The sequence below is a fragment of the Bradyrhizobium sp. USDA 4353 genome, assembly GCF_054063215.1.
Window position 1 is genome coordinate 1,410,143 of the sequence record NZ_JBSSGB010000001.1, and the last position, 21,226, is coordinate 1,431,368.

At 66.3% G+C, this 21,226-nt stretch carries 20 protein-coding genes; 10 read left to right on the forward strand and 10 right to left on the reverse strand.

Annotated elements, in window-relative coordinates:
• Positions 1–44 precede the first annotated feature (44 nt).
• From zapE to ACVILH_RS06250, 3 genes are all read right to left on the reverse strand, one after another.
• The gene (gene zapE, locus ACVILH_RS06240) at positions 45–1,226 is read right to left on the reverse strand and encodes a cell division protein ZapE (RefSeq protein ID WP_456712118.1); all 1,182 of its coding nucleotides are present in this window, start codon (positions 1,224–1,226) and stop codon (positions 45–47) included.
• A 144-nt stretch (positions 1,227–1,370) separates the two neighbouring features.
• Positions 1,371–1,910 carry an RNA 2',3'-cyclic phosphodiesterase gene (gene thpR, locus ACVILH_RS06245; RefSeq protein WP_008964385.1) on the reverse strand — a complete coding sequence of 180 codons (540 nt, stop codon included), beginning with the start codon at positions 1,908–1,910 and terminating at the stop codon, positions 1,371–1,373.
• A gap of 205 nt (positions 1,911–2,115) precedes the next feature.
• A complete protein-coding gene (locus ACVILH_RS06250; protein ID WP_456716884.1) occupies positions 2,116–2,748 on the reverse strand; it encodes an arylesterase in 633 nt (210 codons plus the stop codon).
• Positions 2,749–2,803: 55 nt separating this feature from the next.
• On the opposite strand from ACVILH_RS06250, the gene ACVILH_RS06255 reads away from it, so the two are divergent.
• The 4 genes from ACVILH_RS06255 to ACVILH_RS06270 all read left to right on the forward strand — a co-directional run bounded on the left by ACVILH_RS06255 (position 2,804) and on the right by ACVILH_RS06270 (position 7,880).
• Positions 2,804–3,538: an ABC transporter ATP-binding protein gene (locus ACVILH_RS06255; protein ID WP_456712119.1), complete on the forward strand. Its 735-nt coding sequence runs from the start codon at positions 2,804–2,806 to the stop codon at positions 3,536–3,538.
• On the forward strand, positions 3,535–6,105 hold the full coding sequence (locus ACVILH_RS06260) for an ABC transporter permease (RefSeq protein WP_456712120.1): 2,571 nt from the start codon (positions 3,535–3,537) through the stop codon (positions 6,103–6,105). The genes ACVILH_RS06255 and ACVILH_RS06260 overlap by 4 nt, the downstream gene beginning before the upstream one ends.
• Before the next feature lie 292 nt (positions 6,106–6,397).
• Positions 6,398–7,189 (forward strand): Bax inhibitor-1/YccA family protein, encoded by a 792-nt coding sequence (locus ACVILH_RS06265; RefSeq protein ID WP_250172563.1) that lies wholly within the window; start codon positions 6,398–6,400, stop codon positions 7,187–7,189.
• Positions 7,190–7,352: 163 nt separating this feature from the next.
• Positions 7,353–7,880: an N-acetyltransferase family protein gene (locus tag ACVILH_RS06270; protein WP_456712121.1), complete on the forward strand. Its 528-nt coding sequence runs from the start codon at positions 7,353–7,355 to the stop codon at positions 7,878–7,880.
• A gap of 297 nt (positions 7,881–8,177) precedes the next feature.
• Here the strand turns inward: ACVILH_RS06270 and ACVILH_RS06275 are convergent, their stop codons facing one another.
• The 3 genes from ACVILH_RS06275 to acnA all read right to left on the reverse strand — a co-directional run bounded on the left by ACVILH_RS06275 (position 8,178) and on the right by acnA (position 12,666).
• Complete coding sequence (locus tag ACVILH_RS06275; RefSeq protein ID WP_006609304.1) at positions 8,178–8,543, reverse strand: DUF2794 domain-containing protein; 366 nt, start codon at positions 8,541–8,543, stop codon at positions 8,178–8,180.
• 430 nt (positions 8,544–8,973) lie between these two features.
• Complete coding sequence (locus tag ACVILH_RS06280) at positions 8,974–9,756, reverse strand: DUF1223 domain-containing protein (protein ID WP_456716885.1); 783 nt, start codon at positions 9,754–9,756, stop codon at positions 8,974–8,976.
• Between the two features lie 189 nt (positions 9,757–9,945).
• The gene (gene acnA, locus ACVILH_RS06285) at positions 9,946–12,666 is read right to left on the reverse strand and encodes an aconitate hydratase AcnA (RefSeq protein ID WP_456712122.1); all 2,721 of its coding nucleotides are present in this window, start codon (positions 12,664–12,666) and stop codon (positions 9,946–9,948) included.
• A 223-nt stretch (positions 12,667–12,889) separates the two neighbouring features.
• Here acnA and ccmA point away from each other — a divergent pair, with 223 nt between their 5' ends.
• The 5 genes from ccmA (at position 12,890) to ACVILH_RS06310 (ending at position 16,222) form a co-directional block, all read left to right on the forward strand.
• Positions 12,890–13,519, forward strand: a complete 630-nt coding sequence (ccmA, locus tag ACVILH_RS06290) for a heme ABC exporter ATP-binding protein CcmA (RefSeq protein WP_456712123.1) — start codon at positions 12,890–12,892, stop codon at positions 13,517–13,519.
• Positions 13,520–13,895: 376 nt separating this feature from the next.
• On the forward strand, positions 13,896–14,564 hold the full coding sequence (gene ccmB / locus ACVILH_RS06295) for a heme exporter protein CcmB (protein ID WP_456712124.1): 669 nt from the start codon (positions 13,896–13,898) through the stop codon (positions 14,562–14,564).
• Positions 14,565–14,671: 107 nt separating this feature from the next.
• Positions 14,672–15,448: a heme ABC transporter permease gene (locus ACVILH_RS06300; protein WP_456712125.1), complete on the forward strand. Its 777-nt coding sequence runs from the start codon at positions 14,672–14,674 to the stop codon at positions 15,446–15,448.
• A gap of 1 nt (position 15,449) precedes the next feature.
• Entirely contained in the window at positions 15,450–15,629 is a 180-nt protein-coding gene (ccmD, locus tag ACVILH_RS06305) for a heme exporter protein CcmD (RefSeq protein ID WP_011923618.1), read from the forward strand.
• Entirely contained in the window at positions 15,626–16,222 is a 597-nt protein-coding gene (locus ACVILH_RS06310) for a DsbE family thiol:disulfide interchange protein (RefSeq protein ID WP_456712126.1), read from the forward strand. The genes ccmD and ACVILH_RS06310 overlap by 4 nt, the downstream gene beginning before the upstream one ends.
• A 99-nt stretch (positions 16,223–16,321) precedes the next feature.
• Here ACVILH_RS06310 and ACVILH_RS06315 read toward each other — a convergent pair whose 3' ends face one another.
• Complete coding sequence (locus ACVILH_RS06315; RefSeq protein WP_456712127.1) at positions 16,322–16,924, reverse strand: septation protein A; 603 nt, start codon at positions 16,922–16,924, stop codon at positions 16,322–16,324.
• Between the two features lie 84 nt (positions 16,925–17,008).
• Positions 17,009–17,956, reverse strand: coding sequence for a signal recognition particle-docking protein FtsY (gene ftsY, locus ACVILH_RS06320; RefSeq protein ID WP_456712128.1), 948 nt, complete (start codon positions 17,954–17,956; stop codon positions 17,009–17,011).
• Between the two features lie 60 nt (positions 17,957–18,016).
• On the opposite strand from ftsY, the gene ACVILH_RS06325 reads away from it, so the two are divergent.
• Positions 18,017–18,925 carry an RluA family pseudouridine synthase gene (locus ACVILH_RS06325; RefSeq protein WP_456712129.1) on the forward strand — a complete coding sequence of 303 codons (909 nt, stop codon included), beginning with the start codon at positions 18,017–18,019 and terminating at the stop codon, positions 18,923–18,925.
• A gap of 51 nt (positions 18,926–18,976) precedes the next feature.
• On the opposite strand, the gene mtaB is transcribed toward ACVILH_RS06325, so the two are convergent.
• Together mtaB and dapF are read right to left on the reverse strand one after the other, a co-directional pair.
• Positions 18,977–20,299, reverse strand: a complete 1,323-nt coding sequence (mtaB, locus tag ACVILH_RS06330) for a tRNA (N(6)-L-threonylcarbamoyladenosine(37)-C(2))-methylthiotransferase MtaB (protein ID WP_456712130.1) — start codon at positions 20,297–20,299, stop codon at positions 18,977–18,979.
• Entirely contained in the window at positions 20,296–21,165 is an 870-nt protein-coding gene (gene dapF / locus ACVILH_RS06335; protein WP_456712131.1) for a diaminopimelate epimerase, read from the reverse strand. Before dapF ends, mtaB begins: the two co-directional genes overlap by 4 nt.
• Positions 21,166–21,226 lie beyond the last annotated feature (61 nt).

The following is a 21,226-nucleotide window of genomic DNA, read 5'->3' on the forward strand; positions in this document are numbered from 1 at the left end:
GCTGTGTGCCCGACGCCGGGCGCTGCCGGAGAAAGCGGTGTTTGTCAGGTTTCGACCAGTCCCGTAGAAGTCCCGGACGCCGCCGAGTCCTTCCGGCCGTGCGGCAAGGCCAGATAGGACTCCGAGCCCATCTCGATCAGGCGCGAGGAGGTGCGCTTGAACTCCATCGCCTCGATGCCTTCGGTCGCCACGTAGAGCGAGATCGGGTCGGCCTCGGCCGAGGCGATCAGCTTCACGGCATTGTCGTAGAGCGTATCGATCAAGGTGATGAAGCGCTTGGCGGCGTTGCGCTCGGCAAAGTCCATCACCGGAACGTGGTCGATCAGGATCGTATGATAGTCGTGCGCGAGCCGCAGATAGTCGGACGCCGCGAGCGGCTTTTCGCAAAGGTCCGCAAATCCGAACCGGGCGACGCCGTTGGCCGAGCACGGGACGTGCAGGATGCGTCCCTTGATCGTCATGTCGCGCGGCTTGCAGCGGGCGTTGCCGGTCAGCCTGCCCCAGGCCTTGTCGAGCGCGGCGCGCGCATCGACGTCGGCCGGCACCAGCCACATCTTCACGCCGGCGAGCTTCTCGAGCCGGAAGTCGGTGCGCGCGTCCAGCCGCACCACGTCCATGTGGTCGGCGATCTGCTTGATGAAGGGCAGGAACAGCGCGCGGTTGAGGCCGCCTTTGTAGAGGTCCTCCGGCGCGACGTTGGAGGTCGCGACCACCACGGTGCCGAGCTCGAACAATTTGGCGAACAGCCGTCCCAGGATCATCGCGTCAGCAATGTCGGTGACGTGGAATTCGTCGAAACAGAGCAGCCAGGCCTGGTCGAAGATCGCCTGCGCGGTGAGCCCGATGACGTCGGCATCGGCGAGCTCGCCGCGCGCGATGTTCTGGCGATAGCCATAGATGCGCTCGTGCACCTCGGCCATGAACTCGTGGAAATGCGCGCGGCGCTTGTGCTCGACCGGACAGGTCTGGAAGAACAGGTCCATCAGCATGGTCTTGCCGCGACCGACCTCGCCATGGACATAGAGGCCGCTCGGCGGCTCGCTCTTGTCGGAAAAGAGGCGACCGAACAGGCTCTGCTTGCGCGCGGGCTTGTAGGTCGAAAGCCTGCGCTCAAGCGCGGCCAGGGCATCGGCGACCTCGGCCTGGGCCGGGTCGGCTTCGATCGCGCCGGTGTCGACCAGCGACTGATATTGCGCGCGGAACGCGTCTGAGGGCGTGGACAGCATGAGCCCACTCTAGGTCATGAGACTAACGGAAAATGCAATCCGCAAATGGTGGAAGCCGCCATGCAGCGGGGCTGTGGGATCGTGGTATATGGCACGCAAACACGGCGATGCGCGTTAGTTGCAGGCTAAGGATGGTCGGCGGCCTCAGGCGGCGCACAGATCGTAGGCGTCCTCGACGACATAGGGGCCGCCTCCCGTGGACGCACGGGACGAGAACAGCACGAAGCGCTCGGCCATGAACACCCGGCTCGGAAAGTAGCCACGGACCGAGAGATAATCGGCGACATCCTGGCTCGACGCATCATGCAGCCGCGCCAACGTGACATGGGGCACGAATTTGCGCCCCTCCGGATCGAGCCCGATCCGCTGCATCATCCGCTCGAGCTCCGCCTGCAGCTCGATCAGCGGCCGGCTCGGCGCGATGTTGGCGACCACGGCGCGCGGCTTGCGGCCGCCGAAGCTGGAGAGGCCCTGCACCGTGACCTCGAACGGCTTGCGGTTGACCCGCCACAGCATCGCCGCGATCTCGTTGGCGGAGGCGCCGTCGATGTCGCCGATGAAGCGTAATGTCACATGATAATTTTCGGGATCGATCCAGCGGGCGCCGGGAAGGCCACCCCGCAGAGTGGAGAGGGTCTGGCCGACTTCGGCCGGGATCTCCAGTCCAGTAAACAGACGCGGCATCGTTTCAGGACTCCCGATGCTGGAGGCTGATCTCGAAAATTGACGAGATCATGCCTTGACGAGGTGATCGACGACGAATCGCCAATGCAACATTCCTACCGAACTTATATGACTCCGCGACGGAGGGGACGTTAACGCGGTGAAAACCTGCGGAAAACCCGGTCCTTAAGGTTATCGCAAATGATCGGCTGACGGTTTCGTTCCTTCATTGCCCACGGAGCGGACGCAGGAATGCTTCGACCGTAGGCAGCATCCGGGAGACGATGATGTCGACGCCGGCAGCCGTGGGATGAATGCCATCCGCCTGGTTCAGCTTGGCATCGGCGGCCACGCCGTCGAGAAAGAACGGGTAGAGCGGGACGTCGAACTGCTTGGCGAGATCGGGGTAGATCGCGTTGAATTTCGCGGCGTAGTCGCTGCCGTAATTCGGCGGCGCCAGCATGCCACACAGCATGACGGCAATGCCGCGCGCCTTCAGCCTGGTGACGATCTCGGTTAGCGCCTTGCGCGTAACCGCGGGGTCGATGCCGCGGAGGGCATCATTGGCGCCGAGCTCGACGATGACGGCCTCGGTGCCGTCGGCCACCGACCAGTCGAGCCGGTCGCGACCGCCGGAGGAGGTGTCGCCGGACACCCCGGCATTGGTGAGGTCGATCGGCAGCCCGTTGGCCTGCAACGCCTTTTGCAGCTTGGACGGAAACGAATCCGACGCCGAGAGGCCGAGGCCGGCGCTCAGGGAATCGCCGAGGACGACGAGCTTGATCGGCTTGATGGCGTCACCGGCGGCAAACACCGGTCCGGCTGTCATCAAGGCGAGCATCAACACGAGTATGTGCACGAAGATGCGTCCGCGCCCCTCGACCCGGCTTGCGGAGTTGCCATATGACCGAGCCATGGACAGTCTCATCGAAACCTCGCGTTTGGCCGGCACTGCGCCGGACACCATTACCATCTCCAACGTCAACCTCTCGCTCGGCACCGGCGCGGCGCGGGTTCATATCCTCAAGGACATCAGCCTGCGAGTGGGACAGGGCGAGACGATCGGCCTGATCGGCCCCTCGGGATCGGGGAAGTCCACGCTGCTGATGGTGATGGCGGGGTTGGAACGTCCTGACAGCGGTCAGGTGGTGGTCAATGGCACCGCTTTCAATGCCCTCGACGAGGACGCCCTGGCCCGGTTCCGCGGCCGCCAGGTGGGCATCGTCTTCCAGTCCTTCCATCTGATCCCCACCATGACTGCGCTGGAGAACGTCGCCGTGCCGCTGGAGCTGGCCGGCCATTCCGGCGCCGCCGAGCGCGCCGCCCGCGAGCTGGAGCAGGTCGGGCTCGGCCACCGGCTGCACCATTATCCGACACAGTTGTCCGGCGGCGAGCAGCAGCGCGTGGCGCTGGCCCGCGCCCTCGCCCCCGACCCGGCCATCCTTGTGGCGGACGAGCCGACCGGCAATCTCGACGAGTCGACCGGGCGGCAGATCGTCGACCTCCTGTTCACCAAGCATGCCGAGCGCGGCATGACGCTCGTGCTCGTGACCCATGACAGCGGCCTGGCGCACCGGTGCGACCGGGTGGTGCGGCTTCGCTCGGGACGGATCGAGGCCGACGGCGTGCACGAGACCGCCGACGCATGAGCACACTTTCCGAACCGCTCCCCGGCCGCCGCATGGCGGCGCTGCCGGCGCGCTACGCCCTGCGCGAGCTGCGTGGCGGCCTGCGCGGCTTCTATGTCTTCATCGCCTGTATCGCGCTCGGCGTGCTGGCCATCGCCGGCGTCGGCTCGGTAGCGGCAAGCCTCAATGACGGCCTCGTCCGCGAGGGCCGCAACTTGCTGGGCGGCGATGTCGCGTTCTCGCTGTTTCAGCGCGAGGCCAAGCCTGAGGAGATCGCCTTTTTGCGCGGACGCGGGCAAGTCTCGCTCGCAGCCACCTTGCGGGCCATGGTCCGGGCGGGTGATTCCAAGCTGGCGCTGGTCGAGCTCAAGGCGGTCGACAACGCCTATCCGCTGCTTGGCAAGGCCGAGCTGCAGCCCGACCTGCCGATCGCCGACCTCCTGGCCGAGCGCGACGGCGTGTTCGGCGCGGCCGCCGATCCGGCGCTGCTGGCCCGGCTCGACATCAAGGTCGGCGACATCGTCAGCATCGACACCGTCCGCTTCCAGATCCGCAGCGCATTGCAGGCCGAGCCGGACAAGCTGTCCGGCGGCATCGGGCTCGGACCGCGCTTCCTGATCAGCGAAGCAGCCTTACGCGCCACGCCGCTGCTGCAGCCCGGCAGCCTGGTGCGCTGGACCTATCGCGTCCGGCTCCCGGACAACGCGACCGACGATCGCGCCGCGGCCCGCTTCATCGCCGACACCCGCGAGACCCTGCCCTCCGCCGGCTGGGAGATCCGCAGCCGCAGCAACGCCTCGCCGCAGTTGGAGCGGACGATCGGCCGCTTCACCCAGTTCCTCACGCTGGTCGGCCTCGCGGCACTGCTGGTCGGCGGCGTCGGCGTCGCCAACGCCGTGAAGAGCCATGTCGACCGCCGCACCGAGGTGATCGCGGCGTTCAAGGCGCTCGGCGCCACCAGCCGCGACGTGTTCGGCATCTATTTGATCCAGGTGATGGTGCTGGCGACGATCGGTTCGATCATCGGACTCTGTGCTGGCGCCGCCCTGCCCTTCGCCATCGTCGGGCTGTTCGGCAAGATCCTGCCGCTGCCGGTGATCCCGGCGGTGCACCCGGACGAGCTGGCGCTGTCCTTCCTCTACGGCCTGCTCACGGCGCTCGCGTTCGGTCTGTGGCCGCTCGGGCGCGTCCGCGACGTTCCGGTGGCCGCGCTGTTCCGCGAGGCTGTCATCGCCGAATGGCACCGGCCGCGCTGGAGCTATCTGGCGCTGATCGCCGGCACCGTCGCGCTGCTGATCGCCGTCGTCGTCGGGCTGTCGTACGACAAGAAGATCGCCGCGGTGTTCGTCGTCGCCGCCGCTTTGGTGTTCGTGCTGCTGCGCGGCATCGCGGCTGTCGTGATGGCGATCGCGCGAGCCGTGCCGCGCAGCCGCTTCCCGATGCTCCGGCTCGCGGTCAGCAACATCTACCGCCCGGGTGCGCTGACGCCGTCCGTCGTGCTGTCGTTGGGACTAGGGCTCGCGGTGCTGGTCACCATCACCCAGATCGACGGCAATCTGCGGCGGCAGTTTCTGGCGCAACTGCCGGAGCAGGCGCCGTCGTTCTTCTTCATCGACGTGCCCTCCGGCGAGGCCGACCGCTTCCGCGACTTCCTCAAGGGCATGGCGCCGCAATCCACCGTCGACGACGTGCCGATGCTGCGCGGCCGGATCGTCTCCGCGCGCGGCGTGCGCGCCGAGGACCTCAAGGCGTCCGCGGACACCGAATGGGTGCTGCAGAGCGACCGCGGCCTGACCTATACCGGCGAGATCCCGAAGGGCTCCAAGGTCGTCGAGGGCGAATGGTGGGGCGACAATTACAGCGGCCCGCCGCTGGTCTCGATCGAGAAGCGGATCGCTGACGGTCTCGGCCTCAAGCTCGGCGACGACATCGTCGTCAATGTGCTCGGGCGCGACATCACGGCGAAGATCGGCAACATGCGCACGATCGACTGGCAGGGCATGGGCATCAACTTCGTGCTGGTGTTCTCGCCGAACGCCTTCAAGGGCGCGCCCCACACCCACGTGGCGACGCTGACCGAGGCACGCTCCGACGCGGCCGAGGACGCCCGCGTCATCCGCAAGGTGGCCGACGCTTTCCCGATGGTGACGAGCGTGCGGGTGCGGGAGGTGATGGAGACGGTCGGCTCGGTGGTGTCCAACCTCGCGCTCGCGATCCGCGGCGCCAGCGCGGTGACGCTGATCTCGGCGATCCTGGTGCTGGGCGGCGCGCTCGCCGCGGGTCACCGTCACCGGGTCTATGACGCCGTCATCCTGAAGACGCTGGGCGCCACGCGGCTGCGGCTGCTCGGCGCCTACGCGCTCGAATATCTGATGATCGGTTTTGCCACCGCTGCGTTCGGCGTGATCGCAGGCTCCATCTCCGCCTGGCTGATCGTGACCCGGTTGATGACGCTCAGCTTTGCCTGGCAGGCCGGCAGCGCCGCGCTGGTGGTGCTGGCCGCGCTGGTGGTGACGGTGGGCCTCGGCCTGGCCGGCACGCTGCTGGCGCTGAACCAGAAGCCGGCAACGGTTCTGAGGAACCTTTGACGCGCTGACATTTGAGCTATTGTGCGGTCATGCCGCACGGTTAACGGGTTTTTCACGGCCCAAACGCGCGCGGAGCGACATTCAGCCGCGCGTGGAAGCTTGCACCAAATATGCTAGTTTCCCATTTAAGGATGGGCTCAGAAAGCTGCCAAAGAGCTCTGCGAAAAGATGGCGAATTTGCCGATGACGCAAATTTAATATCGATGGCAGCGTTGATGAGATAGGGTTTTTCGAGAACCGGCCAAGGGTCCTGCCAGGACCGGGCTGCCGGGCAACCAACGGGAATTCGACCATGTCGGACCTAGACCGCAACTATGCTTCACCCTTTGGCCGGGTGGCCGGGCGCGCCGATGCCGCGACCGTCGACGCCGGTCTGCGCGCCTACATGCTGCGCATCTACAACTACATGAGCATCGGCCTGGCCATCACCGGCCTCGCGGCGCTCGGCGTCTACATGGCGTCGGTGACCGGCGATCCGGCAGCCGGCGTGTTCAAGTTCGGCAACGCCTATCTGACGCAGTTCGGCTACGCGATGTTCGTGAGCCCGCTGAAGTGGCTGTTCATCCTGGCCCCCTTGGTCATGGTGTTCGCGATCTCGGCCGGCATCAACCGCCTGGCGCCGTCGACCGCGCAGATCCTGTTCTGGGTGTTCTCGGCCTTGATGGGCATCTCGCTGTCGTCGATCTTCCTGGTGTACACCCACACCTCGATCGTGCGGGTGTTCTTCATCACCGCGGCGACCTTCGGTGCGCTCAGCCTGTACGGCTACACGACCAAGCGTGACATGACGGGCATGGGCTCGTTCCTGTTCATGGGCCTGATCGGCATCGTGCTGGCGAGCCTCGTGAACCTGTTCCTGGCGAGCTCGATGCTGCAGTTCATCGTCTCGGTGATCGGCGTGTTCGTGTTCGCCGGCCTGACCGCCTGGGATACGCAGCGCCTGAAGAACGAGTACATCTACGGCTACGCCTCCGCGGGCGGCGACATCGCCGAGCGCGCAGCGATCACCGGCGCCCTGTCGCTGTACCTGAACTTCATCAACCTGTTCACGCTGCTCTTGCAGTTGCTGGGACAGCGCGACTGATCTGATCGCTCCGACGAGCGACCTTCGAAGCCCCGGCCTCAGTGCCGGGGCTTTTCTTTTGTGCCGCACGCCGTCTGGGGCGACCGGTTGATCTCCCGTTCTGCGAACGGCAGCCATGCCCCGCGCAGGTTGAACCGCTTTCGCGCGCTGGTATGGTCTGGCCATGCCCAGCATCGAAATTCGCCCGACCACCGAGGCCGACCTTCCCGCCATCACCGCGATCTACGGCCAGGCCGTGCGCGAAGGCACGGCCACCTTCGAGCTCGATCCGCCGGATCTCGCGGAGATGACCCGGCGCTTCCGGGCGCTGACCGACGGCGGCTTCCCTTATTTCGCCGCCGTGCTGGATGGCGAGGTGGTGGGCTATGCCTATGCAGGGCCGTACCGGCCGCGGCCCGCTTATCGCTTCACCGTCGAGAACTCCGTCTATCTCGCGCCCGCCAGCCAACGCCGCGGCATCGGCATGCGCTTGATGCGGGCGTTGATCGCGGCGTGTGAGGAACGCGGTTTTCGCCAGATGATCGCGGTGATCGGCGACTCCGCCAATGCCGGCTCGGTCGGACTGCACACCGCCTGCGGCTTCCAGATGATCGGCACCCATCCGAGCGTCGGCCTGAAGTTCGGCCGCTGGCTCGATACGGTCATGATGCAACGGCCGCTCGGAAGCGGCAGCAGCGACGTCCCGGCCTGAGCACCGCTGAGGACCAGATCAGAGCGCGCTCTGATCCCGTGGAAGCGCCTCCGCCGCTGCTCTGCGCGGATTGTCGCAACTTTTCCGATGATGACGACCACGGGCGCCACGATCTCAGTCTCACCCTCCCCTGGAGGGGGAGGGTCGATCGCACGCGAAGCGGGCGAGCGGGGTGGGGTGAAGCCGCGAAAACCGGTTCGAGCGGAGAGATCACCCCACCCCGGCTCACATGCGCTTCGCGCATCTGAGCCGACCCTCCCCCTCAAGGGGAGGGTGACAGCGGGGTCGCCTCGTGCGTCAGACCAGCGCCGGCTTCGGCGCGATCGCGAGCAGCACGCGCTCCAGCTCATGGCCGCGGCGCAGGATCAGGCCGGTCGCCGAGATCACGCTGTACATGCCCTGCTTGCGCGCCAGCCGCGGATCCTTCTCGATCCGGTAGAGCGGCACCTCGGAGGCGCGGCGGAAGACAGAGAACACCGCGCGGTCGCGCAGGAAGTCGATCGAGTAGTCGCGCCACTCGCCGTCGGCGACCATGCGGCCGTAGAGATTGAGGATGCGGTTCAGCTCGAGACGGTCGAACGTCACCCGGGTCGGCGCTGCGGCCGCGTTGCGCGCCGCCGCGCGGTTCTCGCTGGGATCGGCATCCTCCGGCGTGAGGTTCATGAGCGTCCTCCTGTCATCTGTGTGACATGATCGCGCCAACCGGCGTCAGCCGCAAGGGGCGGTTTTCATGACCGAACTTGGCAGCTTCGTAGAGATGCGCGAGTTCCGCGAACACGCAAGCGTCACGGGATCGTTAGCAGAATCATAATCGCGCCGCCTTTCCGCCCAGGGACTGCCCCCGGCCTTAGGCATAAGATTCGTGTGCGTTGGCCCGGTCCTTTCGGTTCCGGATTCCTCAGCCCCCAGCCCCCCGGGGTCGTCAGGATCGGGTCTATTCACAAGTAATGGCAAAGGGCCAACGCAAGTTGGTCCTTTTGCTTTTTGGGCGGGAGCTCGCGCGACGATGTTGCGACGCGCGTCAGCCCTGAAGCTGGACGCGTCGCGCCGTCGATCAAGCCATCTTGAATTTGAAGATGAGGGGCGAAAGGGCTCAGCGCTCGGGAGCGCGGCTCGCCGCCGACGTCCGGGTGAGCAACGGCAGATCCGAGCGAGCCGCGCCGAGCATCAGGCCGGGCCGGTCGCGGCTGCCGTCCTGCACATAGACGACGGCGCCATCGACGCCCTCACGGGCGATCTTCTCGAGCGGGACGCTCCAGCTTGCCGACGCCCCAGTCCAGTCGCCCAGCTTCATCAGACTGCGGACGACATTGTAGTAGGTCAGCTCCCGGCCGCCATTCTCGCCGCGCGCGACCTGGATCGGAACGACGCGCGCGATCGAGCAGACCCAGACCTCGCCATGCTTACGGGCCGCATGCTCATCGGCGGCAGCGACCGACACGGTCAGCTCCTGGCCTTCGATCGACAGGCGGACCGGCACCGACATCACGGCGCCGCCGCGGCCTGTATCCTCGATCGCCCCTTCGATCGCCTCGCGATCGCTGCCGATCACATGCACCGCGCCATTGACCACGGCCTGCGGGGTGTAGACCTCGCGATCGCCGCGGGCCCGTGAATAAGCGCGCTGCCGGGCCGTGAAGCGCGAATCCGCCAACGTGTCCTTCCAGCCGAGATAGTCCCAATAATCGATCGGCAGGGACAGGGTGATCACGGAGGGATCGTGTGAGAGGTCACCGAGCAGCTTGTCGGCCGGCGGACAGGACGAGCAGCCCTGCGAGGTGAAGAGTTCAATCACCGCACGAGGGTCGGCAGAGGCCGGCCGGACGAAAGCGATGACCGCACAGACACCAAGAGCCGCGCGCGACCACCACGACATCTGTCCACTCATCGCCACTGTCCCGTCTGGACCACCGTCCGCTGCGCTCGCGCGCGTCACCACCTACGCGATGCCGTCCTCTTAGTTAATAAACCGAAAATGCAAAGGAGGCGGCCTCTGTCTTAGGCCGCCTCCTTCATCACCCGCTACTCACTTCAGAGTGAGCCAAACTGTCGCATCCCGCTTTGGTTAAGCGGCGAGCTTGCGCAGCACGTAGTGCAGGATGCCGCCGTTCCGGTAGTAGTCGAGCTCGTCCAGCGTATCGATGCGGCAGAGCAGCGGCACCTGCTGCGACGCACCGTCGGCCGAGACGATCTCCGCGGTCAGCGTCTGGCGCGGCTTGAGATCACCCTGCAGGCCCTTGATGGTGACCTTCTCGTCGCCCTTGAGGCCGAGCGAAGACCACGAGGTGCCCTCCTGGAAGGTGAGCGGAAGCACACCCATGCCGACCAGGTTCGAGCGGTGGATGCGCTCGAAGCTCTGGCAGATCACGGCGCGAACGCCGAGCAGGCGGGTGCCCTTGGCGGCCCAGTCGCGCGACGAGCCGTTGCCATATTCGGCGCCGGCGAACACGACCAGCGGCACGCCCTCTTCCTGGTACTTCATGGCGGCGTCGTAGATCGACATCTGCTCGCCGTCGGGCCAGTGCTTGGTCAGGCCGCCCTCGGGGATGTTGCCGTCGGCGCCCTTGAGCATGAAGTTCTTGATGCGGATGTTGGCGAAGGTGCCGCGCATCATGATCTCGTGATTGCCGCGGCGGGTGCCGTACTGGTTGAAGTCGGCGGGGCGGACCTGGTGCTCGCTGAGGAACTTGCCTGCGGGCGAGGTCAGCTTGATCGAACCGGCCGGCGAGATGTGGTCGGTGGTGATCTTGTCGCCGAACAGCGCCAGCACACGGGCCTCGACGATGTCCTTGATCGGCTCAGGCTCCTTCTTCATGCCCTCGAAATACGGCGGGTTCTGCACGTAGGTCGACGACATGTTCCAGCGATAGGTCTCGCTCTCGACGGTCTTGATCTTGCGCCAGTTGGTGTCGCCCTTGAACACGTCGGCGTAGCGCTTCTTGAAGATCGAGGCCTTGACGAACTTCTTGACGAAGTCATTGACCTCCTTCGTCGTCGGCCAGATGTCCTTCAGGTAGACCGGCTTCTTGTCCTTGCCGATGCCGATAGGCTCGACCGCAAGGTCCTTGGTCACGGTGCCGGCGAGCGCGTAGGCGACGACCAGCGGCGGCGAGGCCAGGTAGTTGGCCTGCACGTCCGGTGAGACACGGCCTTCGAAGTTGCGGTTGCCCGAGAGGACCGCCGCCGCGACGACGCCGTTATCGTTGATCGACTTCGAGATCTCCTCCGGCAGCGGGCCGGAATTGCCGATGCAGGTGGTGCAGCCGAAGCCGACCAGGTTGAAGCCGACCTTATCGAGGTCCTTCTGCAGGCCGGAGTTCGCGAGGTACTCGGCAACCACTTGGCTGCCCGGGGCGAGCGAGGTCTTCACCCACGGCTTGGCCTTGAGGCCCTTGGCGGCGGCGTTGCGGGCCAGCAGGCCGGCGCCGATCAGCACGCTCGGGTTCGAGGTGTTGGTGCAGGAGGTGATGGCGGCGATGACGACGTCGCCATGGCCGATGTCGAAATCCTTGCCCTCGACCGGGAAGCGCTGCTCGGCGGCATCCGGCTTCTTGTACTCGCCGGCCAGCGCGGTGCCGAAACCTTCGGCCACGGCAGGCAGCGCGATGCGGCCCTCGGGACGCTTCGGACCGGCCATCGACGGCACGACGTCGCCGAGATCGAGGTTCAGCGTCTCGGTGAACACCGGGTCGGGCGACTTGGCGGTGCGGAACAGGCCCTGCGCCTTGGCATAGGCCTCGACCAGCGCGACGCGCGGGCCCTTGCGGCCCGAGGTCTTGAGATAGTCGATGGTCGCGGTGTCGACCGGGAAGAAGCCGCAGGTCGCGCCGTATTCAGGAGCCATGTTGGCAATGGTCGACTTGTCGGCGACCGAGAGATGGTCGAGGCCGGGGCCGAAGAACTCGACGAACTTGCCGACCACGCCGAGCTTGCGCAGCATCTGGGTGACGGTCAGCACGAGGTCGGTCGCGGTGACGCCTTCCTTCAGCGCGCCGGTCAGCTTGAAGCCGACGACGTCAGGCAGCAGCATCGACAAGGGCTGGCCGAGCATGCAGGCCTCGGCCTCGATGCCGCCGACGCCCCAGCCGAGCACGGCAAGACCATTGACCATGGTGGTGTGCGAATCGGTGCCGACCAGCGAGTCCGGATAGGCGACCTCGAAGGTACCCTTGGTGCGGCCGACCGTCATCTTCTCCTTCTTGGTCCAGACCGTCTGCGCCAGATATTCGAGGTTGACCTGGTGGCAGATGCCGGTGCCGGGCGGGACGACGGAGAAGTTCGAGAACGCCTTCTGGCCCCACTTCAGGAATTCGTAACGCTCCTGGTTCTGCTTGTACTCCTCGGCGACGTTCTTGCCGAACGCCTTGTTGTCACCGAAGTAGTTCACGATCACCGAGTGGTCGATGACGAGGTCGACCGGCACCAGCGGGTTGATCTTCTCGGCATCGCCGCCGAGCTTCTGCATCGCGTTGCGCATGGCGGCAAGGTCGACGACCGCCGGCACGCCGGTGAAATCCTGCATCAGCACGCGCGCCGGGCGGAAGGCGATCTCGTGCTCCAGCGACTTCTTGCGCAGCCATTTCGACACCGCGACGATGTCGTCCTTGGTGACGGTGCGGCCGTCCTCGTTGCGCAAGAGGTTCTCGAGCAGCACCTTCATCGAGTACGGCAGCTTCGAGATGTCCTTGAGACCGTTCTTCTCGGCTGTGGGCAAGCTGTAATAGATGTAGCTCTTCGTTCCGACCTTGAGGGTCTTGCGACACTTGAAGCTGTCGAGCGAGGTCATGCGTGGGAATCCCAATTGATCTGTATACCCTGAGGGGGTATTTTCGAACCGTCAGCGCGAGGCGCCGGATGGCTTGCAGCGGGCGATTGTGTGCTGCATCAAGGTCGGGCTTATAGAAGCTTTCTAACTGCGTCGCTACAGAGACAATCAAGTCCCGGCGTCGCATCACCCACAAATTCTCACACGCTAGCCATCAATTTCGTAAGGGCTGTCACGACCCGCCATGCAGCTGTCTCCACCACCGTCTCCGAGGCTGTTCGGACAAGACGTCAGATGCGTGCGCGGCGGCCGCGAGGTGTTCTCAGGCCTTGCTTTCGAGGCGCGCGCGGGCGAGGCGCTGGCCGTGACGGGACACAATGGCGCGGGCAAAACCTCGCTGCTGCGGCTGATCGCAGGCCTCTTGCTGCCGGCGGGCGGCACCATCGCCATCGAGGGCGGCGAGGGTGAGCTGACCGTGCCGGAGCAGGCGCATTATCTCGGCCACCGCGACGCGCTGAAGTCGGCGCTCAGCGTGCGCGAGAACCTGACGTTCTGGGCCGACTTTCTCGGCGGCGGAATGACCCGTACAATCCCGGATTGCCTCGCCGCCGTCGGCATCGCGCACGCGATTGATCTGCCCGCCGGCTATCTGTCCGCCGGCCAGCGCCGCCGGCTGTCCCTCGCCCGCCTGCTCGCCGTGCCGCGGCTGCTGTGGCTGCTGGACGAACCGACCGCGGCGCTCGATGTCGCGGGCCAGGCCATGTTCGCAGGCCTGATGCGCGAGCATCTCGCCGGGGGTGGATTGATCGTTGCCGCCACCCATGGGCCGCTGGGTATCGACGCTCGCGAGCTGCGGATCGGAGCAATGGCGTGACTACTCCCCTTCCTATCTTCCCCGCCCCACCCAGCGACCTCTCCGTTCCCTCCCCCCTTGTGGGGGAGGGTCAGGGAGGGGGGTACCCCACGACGCGCTCTGAATTGTTCGCAAAGAATCAAACGCTCCAAGCACCGGCCCATCAGCCCCCTTCCCACTTGCGGGGAAGGCAACCGGCCGCATTCGCGGACGGCTTCTTCAAGGTACGCCGAAGCAGAGCTTCGGCTATGGGTGGGGGTCCACACGGGCAGTCTCGCCCGGAGCCACCCCCCTCCCTAGCCCTCCCCCACAAGGGGGGAGGGAACGCAGTGTGCTCGGGGAAGGGGCTCGGCTCTCCCCATGGCGATGCGACCTCATCTTGCGAGGCTTCCATCACATGACAGCCCTCGGTGCCCTCATCCGCCGCGACATCCGGATCGCGCTGCGCATCGGCGGCGGTGCGCTGATTGGCGTGCTGTTCTTTCTCACCGTCGTCGTGCTGATGCCGTTCGCCGTCGGCCCCGACCTCGCCCTCCTCACCCGGCTCGGCCCAGCCATCCTCTGGCTCGGCGCCCTGCTCGCCAGCCTGCTGACGCTCGACCGGCTGTTCACCGCCGACCACGAGGACGGCTCGCTCGACCTGCTCATCATGAGCCGGACCCCGCTGGAGCTCGCCTGCGCCGCCAAGGCGCTGGCGCACTGGCTGGCCGCCGGCCTGCCGCTGGTGATCGCCACGCCCGTGCTCGGCCTGCTGCTGAATCTCGATGCGACCGCCACCGGCGCCGTCGCGCTGACCCTGCTCGCGGGCACACCGGCGCTGACCTTCATCGGCATGATCGGCGCGGCGCTGGCGGTGACGATGTCGCGCGGCGGCCTGCTGCTGGCCGTTTTGGTCCTGCCGCTGTCCATTCCGGTCCTTATCTTCGGCGTCGCGGCGTCGCAGGCTGCCATCGTGGGTCCGCTCCCGTTTGGGGCGCCGTTCTCGATCCTGTGCGCGCTGTCGCTGGTCAGCTTCGTGATCGGTCCGTTCGCGGCTGCAACCAGCCTGCGCAACGGCCTGGACTAAGGGAACACCGGCGGGGTTTGACCATGATCAACTTGACCATGATCAACTCTTGGCCAGCCATGCCGTGCTGATGGACTGCAAACGCTTCCCCCTTTAACAAGGTTTTCATGTCGCTGATCGACCTCGCCAATCCCACCCGGTTCCTTGCGCTCGCGGCGCGGCTGCTGCCGTGGCTGGCGCTGGTCACCGTCGTGCTGCTGGGCGCCGGCCTGTACCTGTCGGCGCTCGCCCCCGACGACTACCAGCAGGGCGCGACCGTCAAGATCATGTTCATCCACGTGCCCAATGCGTGGCTGTCGATGTTCGTCTGGGGTGTCATGAGCATCGCCTCGCTCGGCACGCTGGTGTGGCGGCATCCGCTCGCCGATGTCGCCGCCAAGGCCGCCGCCCCGATCGGCGCCAGCTTCACCTTCCTGGCCCTGCTCACGGGCTCGCTTTGGGGCAGGCCGATGTGGGGCACCTATTGGGAATGGGACGCCCGGCTGACCTCGGTGCTGATCCTGTTCCTGATGTATCTCGGCCTGATGGCGCTGTGGCGCTCAGTCGAGGACCCGACCCGCGCCGCCCGCGCCGCCGCGGTGCTGACCTTGGTCGGCGCCATCAACCTGCCGATCATCAAGTTCTCGGTCGACTGGTGGAACACGCTGCACCAGCCGGCCTCGGTGATGCGGATGGGCGGCCCGGCGCTGGACAAGTCGTTCCTGATCCCGCTGCTGGTGATGGCGATCGGCTTCTCCTTCCTGTTCGTCACCCTGCACGTCGCCGCCATGCGCAACGAGATCCTGCGCCGTCGCGTGCGCAGCCTGCAGATGATGCAGGCGCGGGCCTACCCAGGCAGTGCGCCGTCCGGCGGCGCGGCCAGCCAGATCGTGGGAGCGGCCTGACATGGACCTCGGCCCCTACACCTCCTTCATCGCGACCTCCTACCTCGCCGCGGCGCTGGTCGTCGTGCTGCTGATCGCCTGGATCGCGATCGACTACCGCACCCAGAAGGCGCGACTGCGCGCGCTCGAGGACAGCGGCATCAGCCGCCGCTCCGGCCGCGCCGCCACGGACATGCAATGACCGACCAGACCGCCCCCGAGGCCGCGCCGCGCCGGCGCTCACTGTTGATGCTGCTGCCGCTCGTGGTGTTTCTCGGGCTGGCCGCGCTGTTCTGGTTCCGGCTCGGCAATGGCGATCCGTCGCGAATTCCCTCCGCGCTGATCGGCCGACCCGCGCCGGCAACGCCGCTGCCGCCGCTGCCCGAGCTCGCCAAGGACGGCACGGCTGTGCCCGGGCTCGACCCGGCCGTGCTCAAGGGCAGGGTCAGCATCGTCAACGTCTGGGCCTCCTGGTGCGTGCCGTGCCACGACGAGGCGCCGCTGCTGGTCGACCTCGGCCGCGACAAGCGTTTCCAGATCATCGGCATCAACTACAAGGACGCCGCCGACAACGCCCGCCGCTTCCTCGGCCGCTACGGCAACCCCTATGACGTCGTCGGCGTCGACGGCAATGGCCGCGCCGGCATCGAATGGGGCGTCTACGGGGTACCCGAGACCTTCGTCGTCGGGCGCGAGGGCACCATCGTCTACAAGCTGGTCGGCCCGATCACGGCGCAGAACATCGATGCGGTGTTGAAGCCGGAGATCGAGAAGGCGCTGAAGGCGGGATCTTAGCCCCGGCGTCATTGCGAGGAGCACAGCGACGAAGCAATCCAGAGTCCTTGCTCGGCTCTGGATTGCTTCGCTTCGCTCGCAATGACGGCGGTAGCAGAGCTACCCCTTGCTTACATCCCCTTCCGCCGCATCGCTGGCCGCCAGCGAGGCCGGGTCCTGGTGGTAGCGCTTGATCAGCGGCATCTGGGCGATGGCGAAGATCATGGTCAGCGGCAGCACGCCGAAGGCCTTGAAGCCGACCCAGAAATCCGTGCTCTGCGTGCGCCAGACGATCTCGTTCAGCACCCCCATGGCGGCGAAGAACAGCGCCCAGCGGAAGGTGAGAATGCGCCAGCCTACTGATGTCAGATTGAACATCTGATCGAACATGATCGCGATGAAGGAGCGGTTGAACAGCAGCCCTCCGCCGAGCACGGCCGCAAACAGGCCGTAGATGATGGTCGGCTTGACCTTGATGAAGGTCTCGTCGTGCAGCACCAGCGTCAAGGTGCCGAACACGATCACGACGACGGCCGTGACCAGCGCCATCAGCGGAATGTGCCGCGTCACGACATAGGACGCGATCAGCGCCGCGATGATCGCGACCATGAAGGCACCGGTCGCGGCGAACAGATTGAACTTGGCGTTGACGACAAAGAACACGATCAGCGGGCCGAGCTCGGTGGCCAGCTTGAACAGCGGATGCGGCTGGGTCTTGTCCATTCCATGTCCTGTTGGCTGTCGTCGGCGGCGACGCAGCGGGTCCGGTCGTCTTCGATGCCACCGCGCCGGAGCGGCGCGCCGGCGTCAATCCTCGATGCCGGCGATCGCCCGCGCAAAATCTTTCGCCGCGAACGGCTGCAGATCCTCGACGCCCTCGCCGACGCCGATGAAGTGCACCGGCAGCTTGAACTTCTCCGACAGCGCCACCAGGATGCCGCCGCGTGCCGTGCCGTCGAGCTTGGTCATCACCAGGCCGGTGACGCCAGCCGTACGATGGAACGCCTCGACCTGCGACAGCGCATTTTGTCCCACGGTGGCGTCGAGCACGAGCAGCACCGCATGCGGCGCCGAGGCGTCGACCTTGCGAATGACGCGCACGACCTTCTCGAGCTCGTTCATCAGCTCGGCCTTGTTCTGCAGCCGGCCGGCGGTATCGATCAGCAGGATGTCGCGGCCCTGCTCCTTCGCGGCGGTGATGGCGGTGAAGGCGAGGCTGGCGGAATCCGAGCCTTGTGTGCCCGCAATCACCGGGGCCTTGGTGCGCTCGCCCCAGACCTTGAGCTGTTCGATCGCGGCGGCGCGGAAGGTGTCGCCCGCGGCCAGCATCACCTGCTTGCCTTCGGAGGCGAATTTCTGCGCGAGCTTGCCGATCGTCGTGGTCTTGCCGGAGCCGTTGACGCCGACCACGAGGATCACGAACGGCTTGTGACCGGGCTCGATCGTCAGCGGCTTCGCCACCGGCGACAGCACCTTCTCGACCTCGGTCGCGACCACCGCCTTGACCTCGTCGGCGCTGATCGCCTTGTCATAGCGGCCGGCGCCGACGGCTTCGGCGATCCGTGCAGCCACGCTGGTGCCGAGATCGGCGCGCAGCAGCACGTCCTCGATGTCGTCGAGCATCGCGCTGTCGAGCTTGCGCTTGGTGACGAGGTCGGCCACGGCCGTGCCGAGCGCGCCGGAGGTGCGCTTCAGGCCGTCCGACAGCCGCCGCCACCACGACCGCTTGGGTGTTTCGGAGGTGGTATCGTTCATGGCGTGGTGTTAGCCCTTTCCTCCCGCAAACGAAAGCCTCGCACCCGCATTACGGTTTCCATGGACATTAACCAACCCACCGATGAGGAGATGCTCGCCCGCGTACTCCACCGCGACGGGCTGATGCTGGTGATCGACAAGCCGGCCGGCATCCCCGTGCACAAGGGACCGAAGGGCGGCCCGAACCTCGAAGCCTCGTTCGATGCGCTCCGCTTCGGCCTGCCACGCCCGCCGGTGCTGGCGCATCGGCTGGACAAGGACACCTCCGGCTGTCTCGTGCTGGGCCGCCATCGCAAGGCAACGGCGTCGCTCGGGCTTTTGTTCAAGCATGGCAAGATTTCGAAGACGTATTGGGCGGTGGTCGAAGGCGGCCCGGAGGCTGACGAAGGCGTGATCGAATTGCCGCTGGCGAAGCTGAATGCGGAGCGGGGCTGGTGGCAAAAGCCGGACCCGAACGGACAGCCGGCAGTGACGAAATGGCGGGTGCTGGGGCGCTCGTACGCACCCCCCACTGCCGTCCCATCCCCTGGCTCGCCTCTCACTTGCGGCACCGACTCCCCTCCCCCTTGCGGGGAGGGGTCGGGGGTGGGGGTGGGGGTCCCCACGAGCGGTCTCGCCCGGAGCCACCCCTCTCCCCAACCCTCCCCCACAAGGGGGGAGGGAGCGCAGGGCGCTCGTAGCGAGAGCGAGGCCCTATCCGCCAACACGACCAAACTCACCTGGCTCGCCATGGAACCCATCACCGGCCGCACGCACCAGCTCCGCGTACACTCTGCCGCATCCGGCTGGCCGATCGCCGGCGACAACATCTACGGCAACGGCCCCCGCTTCGGCGAGCCGCGACTGCATCTGCACGCGCGCGAGATTTCGATTCCGCTATCGAAGAACAAGCCGCCGGTGCACGTGGTGGCGCCGGCGCCGCTGCACATGCACGAGCGGCTCCGGCTGTGCGCGTGGAATGGCGAGTAAGCCCGTCTTTCTCCACGCGTCATGGCCGGGCCTGTCCCGGCCATCCACGTCTTACGTCGTGGACACAGCGTGGATGCCCGGGTCAAGCCCGGGCATGACGGAGTTCTGGGCCAATAGTCGCGCACTATCATGTCCGGTGATGACGAGCCGCTGCACGGAGCCCGGCTCGCCGCCGCTGATAGCCACAGGCAGATAATGCTCCGTCCGGCCCTGCGTTGCGCTCTCGATCAGCACCTCGCGCGCGCAGCCGATCTCGGCATCCAACCGCCGCCGCAACGCCGCCTCTCCCGCCGCCCGCAGTCGCCGCGCCCGATCGCGGATCACAGCGCCATCGACCTGCGGCATGCGCGCGGCCGGCGTGCCGGGACGGGGCGAATAGGGAAAGACGTGCAGGAACGTGAGCCCGCATGCCTCGACCAGGTCGAGCGAACGCAAAAACATCTCCTCGGTTTCCGTCGGAAAGCCTGCGATCAGATCAGCGCCGAGCGCGATCTCCGGCCGCAGCCGACGCACCTGATCGCAGAACGCAATCGCATCCGCACGCGCGTGCCGCCGCTTCATCCGCTTCAGGATCAGGTCATCGCCGGCCTGCAGCGACAGATGGAGATGCGGCATCAGCCTGATATCGCCGGCGAGCGCATCGAGCAGATCGGCATCGGCTTCGATCGAATCGATCGAGGAGATACGCAGGCGTTTCAGCTCCGGCACGTGACGCAGGATCTGCTTCACCAGCCGGCCGAGCTTCGGCGTTCCGGGCAAATCCGCGCCGTAGCTCGTAAGATCGACGCCGGTCAGCACGATCTCGGCATGTCCGCGCTCGGCCAGCGTCCGCACCTGATCGACCACCGCCCCCATCGGCACCGAGCGTGAATTGCCGCGACCGAACGGGATGATGCAGAAGGTGCAGCGGTGGTCGCAGCCGTTCTGCACCTGGACGAACACGCGCGGCAGGCCGCGCTGAAAACCGTCGACGAGATGCGGCGCCATCTCGGTGACGGCCATGATGTCGGACACCGCAACTTTTTCCGACGCATCGATGCCGAACCGCGGCGCCGCCAGCGCCTGCGCCGCCGCGCGCCATGCCTCAGGCTGTAGCTTGTCCTCATTGCCGATGACGCGGTCGACCTCGGGCATATCAGCGAACATCGCGCTTTGCGTCTGTGCCGCGCAGCCGGTCACGACGATGCGCGCATCGGGACGCTCGCGCTTCAATTTGCGGATCGACTGTCGCGCCTGCGCGACCGCCTCGTTGGTGACGGCGCAGCTGTTGATGACGATGGTGTCGTCGGCGCCCGACGCCTCGGCGTGCCTCGCGATCAGCTCGGATTCGAACGCGTTGAGCCGGCAGCCGAAGGTGACGACGTCGACGCTCATGCGACGCTGGCGAACAGCTCTGGCTCGAACCGCCCCTCGAATTCGAACGTCGCGGTGCCCGTCATCAGCACGTGGTCATCGCGCTCGCGCCATTCGATCGTCAGCTCGCCGCCGGGCAAGGTCATGTGGACAAGGCGGTTGGCGCGTTTCAGCCGCGCGGCCGCCACGGCCGTCGCGCAAGCCGCCGAGCCGCAGGCCCTGGTCAGCCCCGCGCCGCGCTCCCAGGTGCGCATCGTGATGTGATCGCGGTCGACGATCTGCGCCAGCGTGATGTTGGCGCGCTCCGGGAAGATCGGGTGGTTCTCCAGCAGCGGACCGAAGCGCTCGAGGTCGTAGGAATTGACGTCGTTGTCGACCCAGAACACCGCGTGCGGATTGCCCATGCTGACCACCGACGGCGAATGCAGGATCGGCGCATCGATCGGACCGATCTGCAGCTCGATGTAGCGGGTGTCGCGGAACTCCTCCGCGAGCGGAATCTCCTGCCAGCCGAACTTCGGCGCGCCCATGTCGACGGTGTAGAGCTCGGGCGACGGCCCCTGCCAGCAGTTCAAAAGGCCCGCGCGGGTCTCGAACGTGGCGCTGGTCTGGCCGGTCTTGCCGAACACTTGGCTCACCACGCAGCGCATGCCGTTGCCGCAGGCGCCGGACTCCGAGCCGTCGTTGTTGTAGATGCGGATGAAGGCCTCGGTGCCGTCGAGCCGCGGCCGCTGCAGCACCATCAGCTGGTCGTAAGGAATACGCGATGCAACCGCCCGCGCCTCGTCAGGCGTGACGACATGCTTCACGTCGCGCAGGTCCAGCACGACGATCTCGTTGCCGATGCCGTTCATCTTGACGAAGCTGTGGTTGGCCAGCGCGCTCATGAAAATATCCAAATTGTGTCCGCCTTATATGGCGAATGGCGCCGCATTGACCAGTCCGCAG

Excerpts from the sequence above, each read along its gene's own strand:
- ACVILH_RS06315 (WP_456712127.1), bottom strand. The coding sequence starts at position 16,924 with ATGGACAAGACCCAGCCGCATCCGCTGTTCAAGCTGGCCACCGAGCTC.
- ACVILH_RS06300 (WP_456712125.1), top strand. The coding sequence starts at position 14,672 with ATGTCGCTGATCGACCTCGCCAATCCCACCCGGTTCCTTGCGCTCGCG.
- ACVILH_RS06310 (WP_456712126.1), top strand. The coding sequence starts at position 15,626 with ATGACCGACCAGACCGCCCCCGAGGCCGCGCCGCGCCGGCGCTCACTG.
- ACVILH_RS06280 (WP_456716885.1), bottom strand. The coding sequence starts at position 9,756 with ATGTCGTGGTGGTCGCGCGCGGCTCTTGGTGTCTGTGCGGTCATCGCT.
- ccmA (WP_456712123.1), top strand. The coding sequence starts at position 12,890 with ATGCAGCTGTCTCCACCACCGTCTCCGAGGCTGTTCGGACAAGACGTC.
- ACVILH_RS06255 (WP_456712119.1), top strand. The coding sequence starts at position 2,804 with ATGGACAGTCTCATCGAAACCTCGCGTTTGGCCGGCACTGCGCCGGAC.
- ACVILH_RS06260 (WP_456712120.1), top strand. The coding sequence starts at position 3,535 with ATGAGCACACTTTCCGAACCGCTCCCCGGCCGCCGCATGGCGGCGCTG.
- acnA (WP_456712122.1), bottom strand. The coding sequence starts at position 12,666 with ATGACCTCGCTCGACAGCTTCAAGTGTCGCAAGACCCTCAAGGTCGGA.
- ACVILH_RS06325 (WP_456712129.1), top strand. The coding sequence starts at position 18,017 with ATGGACATTAACCAACCCACCGATGAGGAGATGCTCGCCCGCGTACTC.
- mtaB (WP_456712130.1), bottom strand. The coding sequence starts at position 20,299 with ATGAGCGTCGACGTCGTCACCTTCGGCTGCCGGCTCAACGCGTTCGAA.
- dapF (WP_456712131.1), bottom strand. The coding sequence starts at position 21,165 with ATGAGCGCGCTGGCCAACCACAGCTTCGTCAAGATGAACGGCATCGGC.
- thpR (WP_008964385.1), bottom strand. The coding sequence starts at position 1,910 with ATGCCGCGTCTGTTTACTGGACTGGAGATCCCGGCCGAAGTCGGCCAG.
- ccmD (WP_011923618.1), top strand. The coding sequence starts at position 15,450 with ATGGACCTCGGCCCCTACACCTCCTTCATCGCGACCTCCTACCTCGCC.
- ACVILH_RS06275 (WP_006609304.1), bottom strand. The coding sequence starts at position 8,543 with ATGAACCTCACGCCGGAGGATGCCGATCCCAGCGAGAACCGCGCGGCG.
- ACVILH_RS06265 (WP_250172563.1), top strand. The coding sequence starts at position 6,398 with ATGTCGGACCTAGACCGCAACTATGCTTCACCCTTTGGCCGGGTGGCC.
- ftsY (WP_456712128.1), bottom strand. The coding sequence starts at position 17,956 with ATGAACGATACCACCTCCGAAACACCCAAGCGGTCGTGGTGGCGGCGG.
- zapE (WP_456712118.1), bottom strand. The coding sequence starts at position 1,226 with ATGCTGTCCACGCCCTCAGACGCGTTCCGCGCGCAATATCAGTCGCTG.
- ACVILH_RS06270 (WP_456712121.1), top strand. The coding sequence starts at position 7,353 with ATGCCCAGCATCGAAATTCGCCCGACCACCGAGGCCGACCTTCCCGCC.
- ccmB (WP_456712124.1), top strand. The coding sequence starts at position 13,896 with ATGACAGCCCTCGGTGCCCTCATCCGCCGCGACATCCGGATCGCGCTG.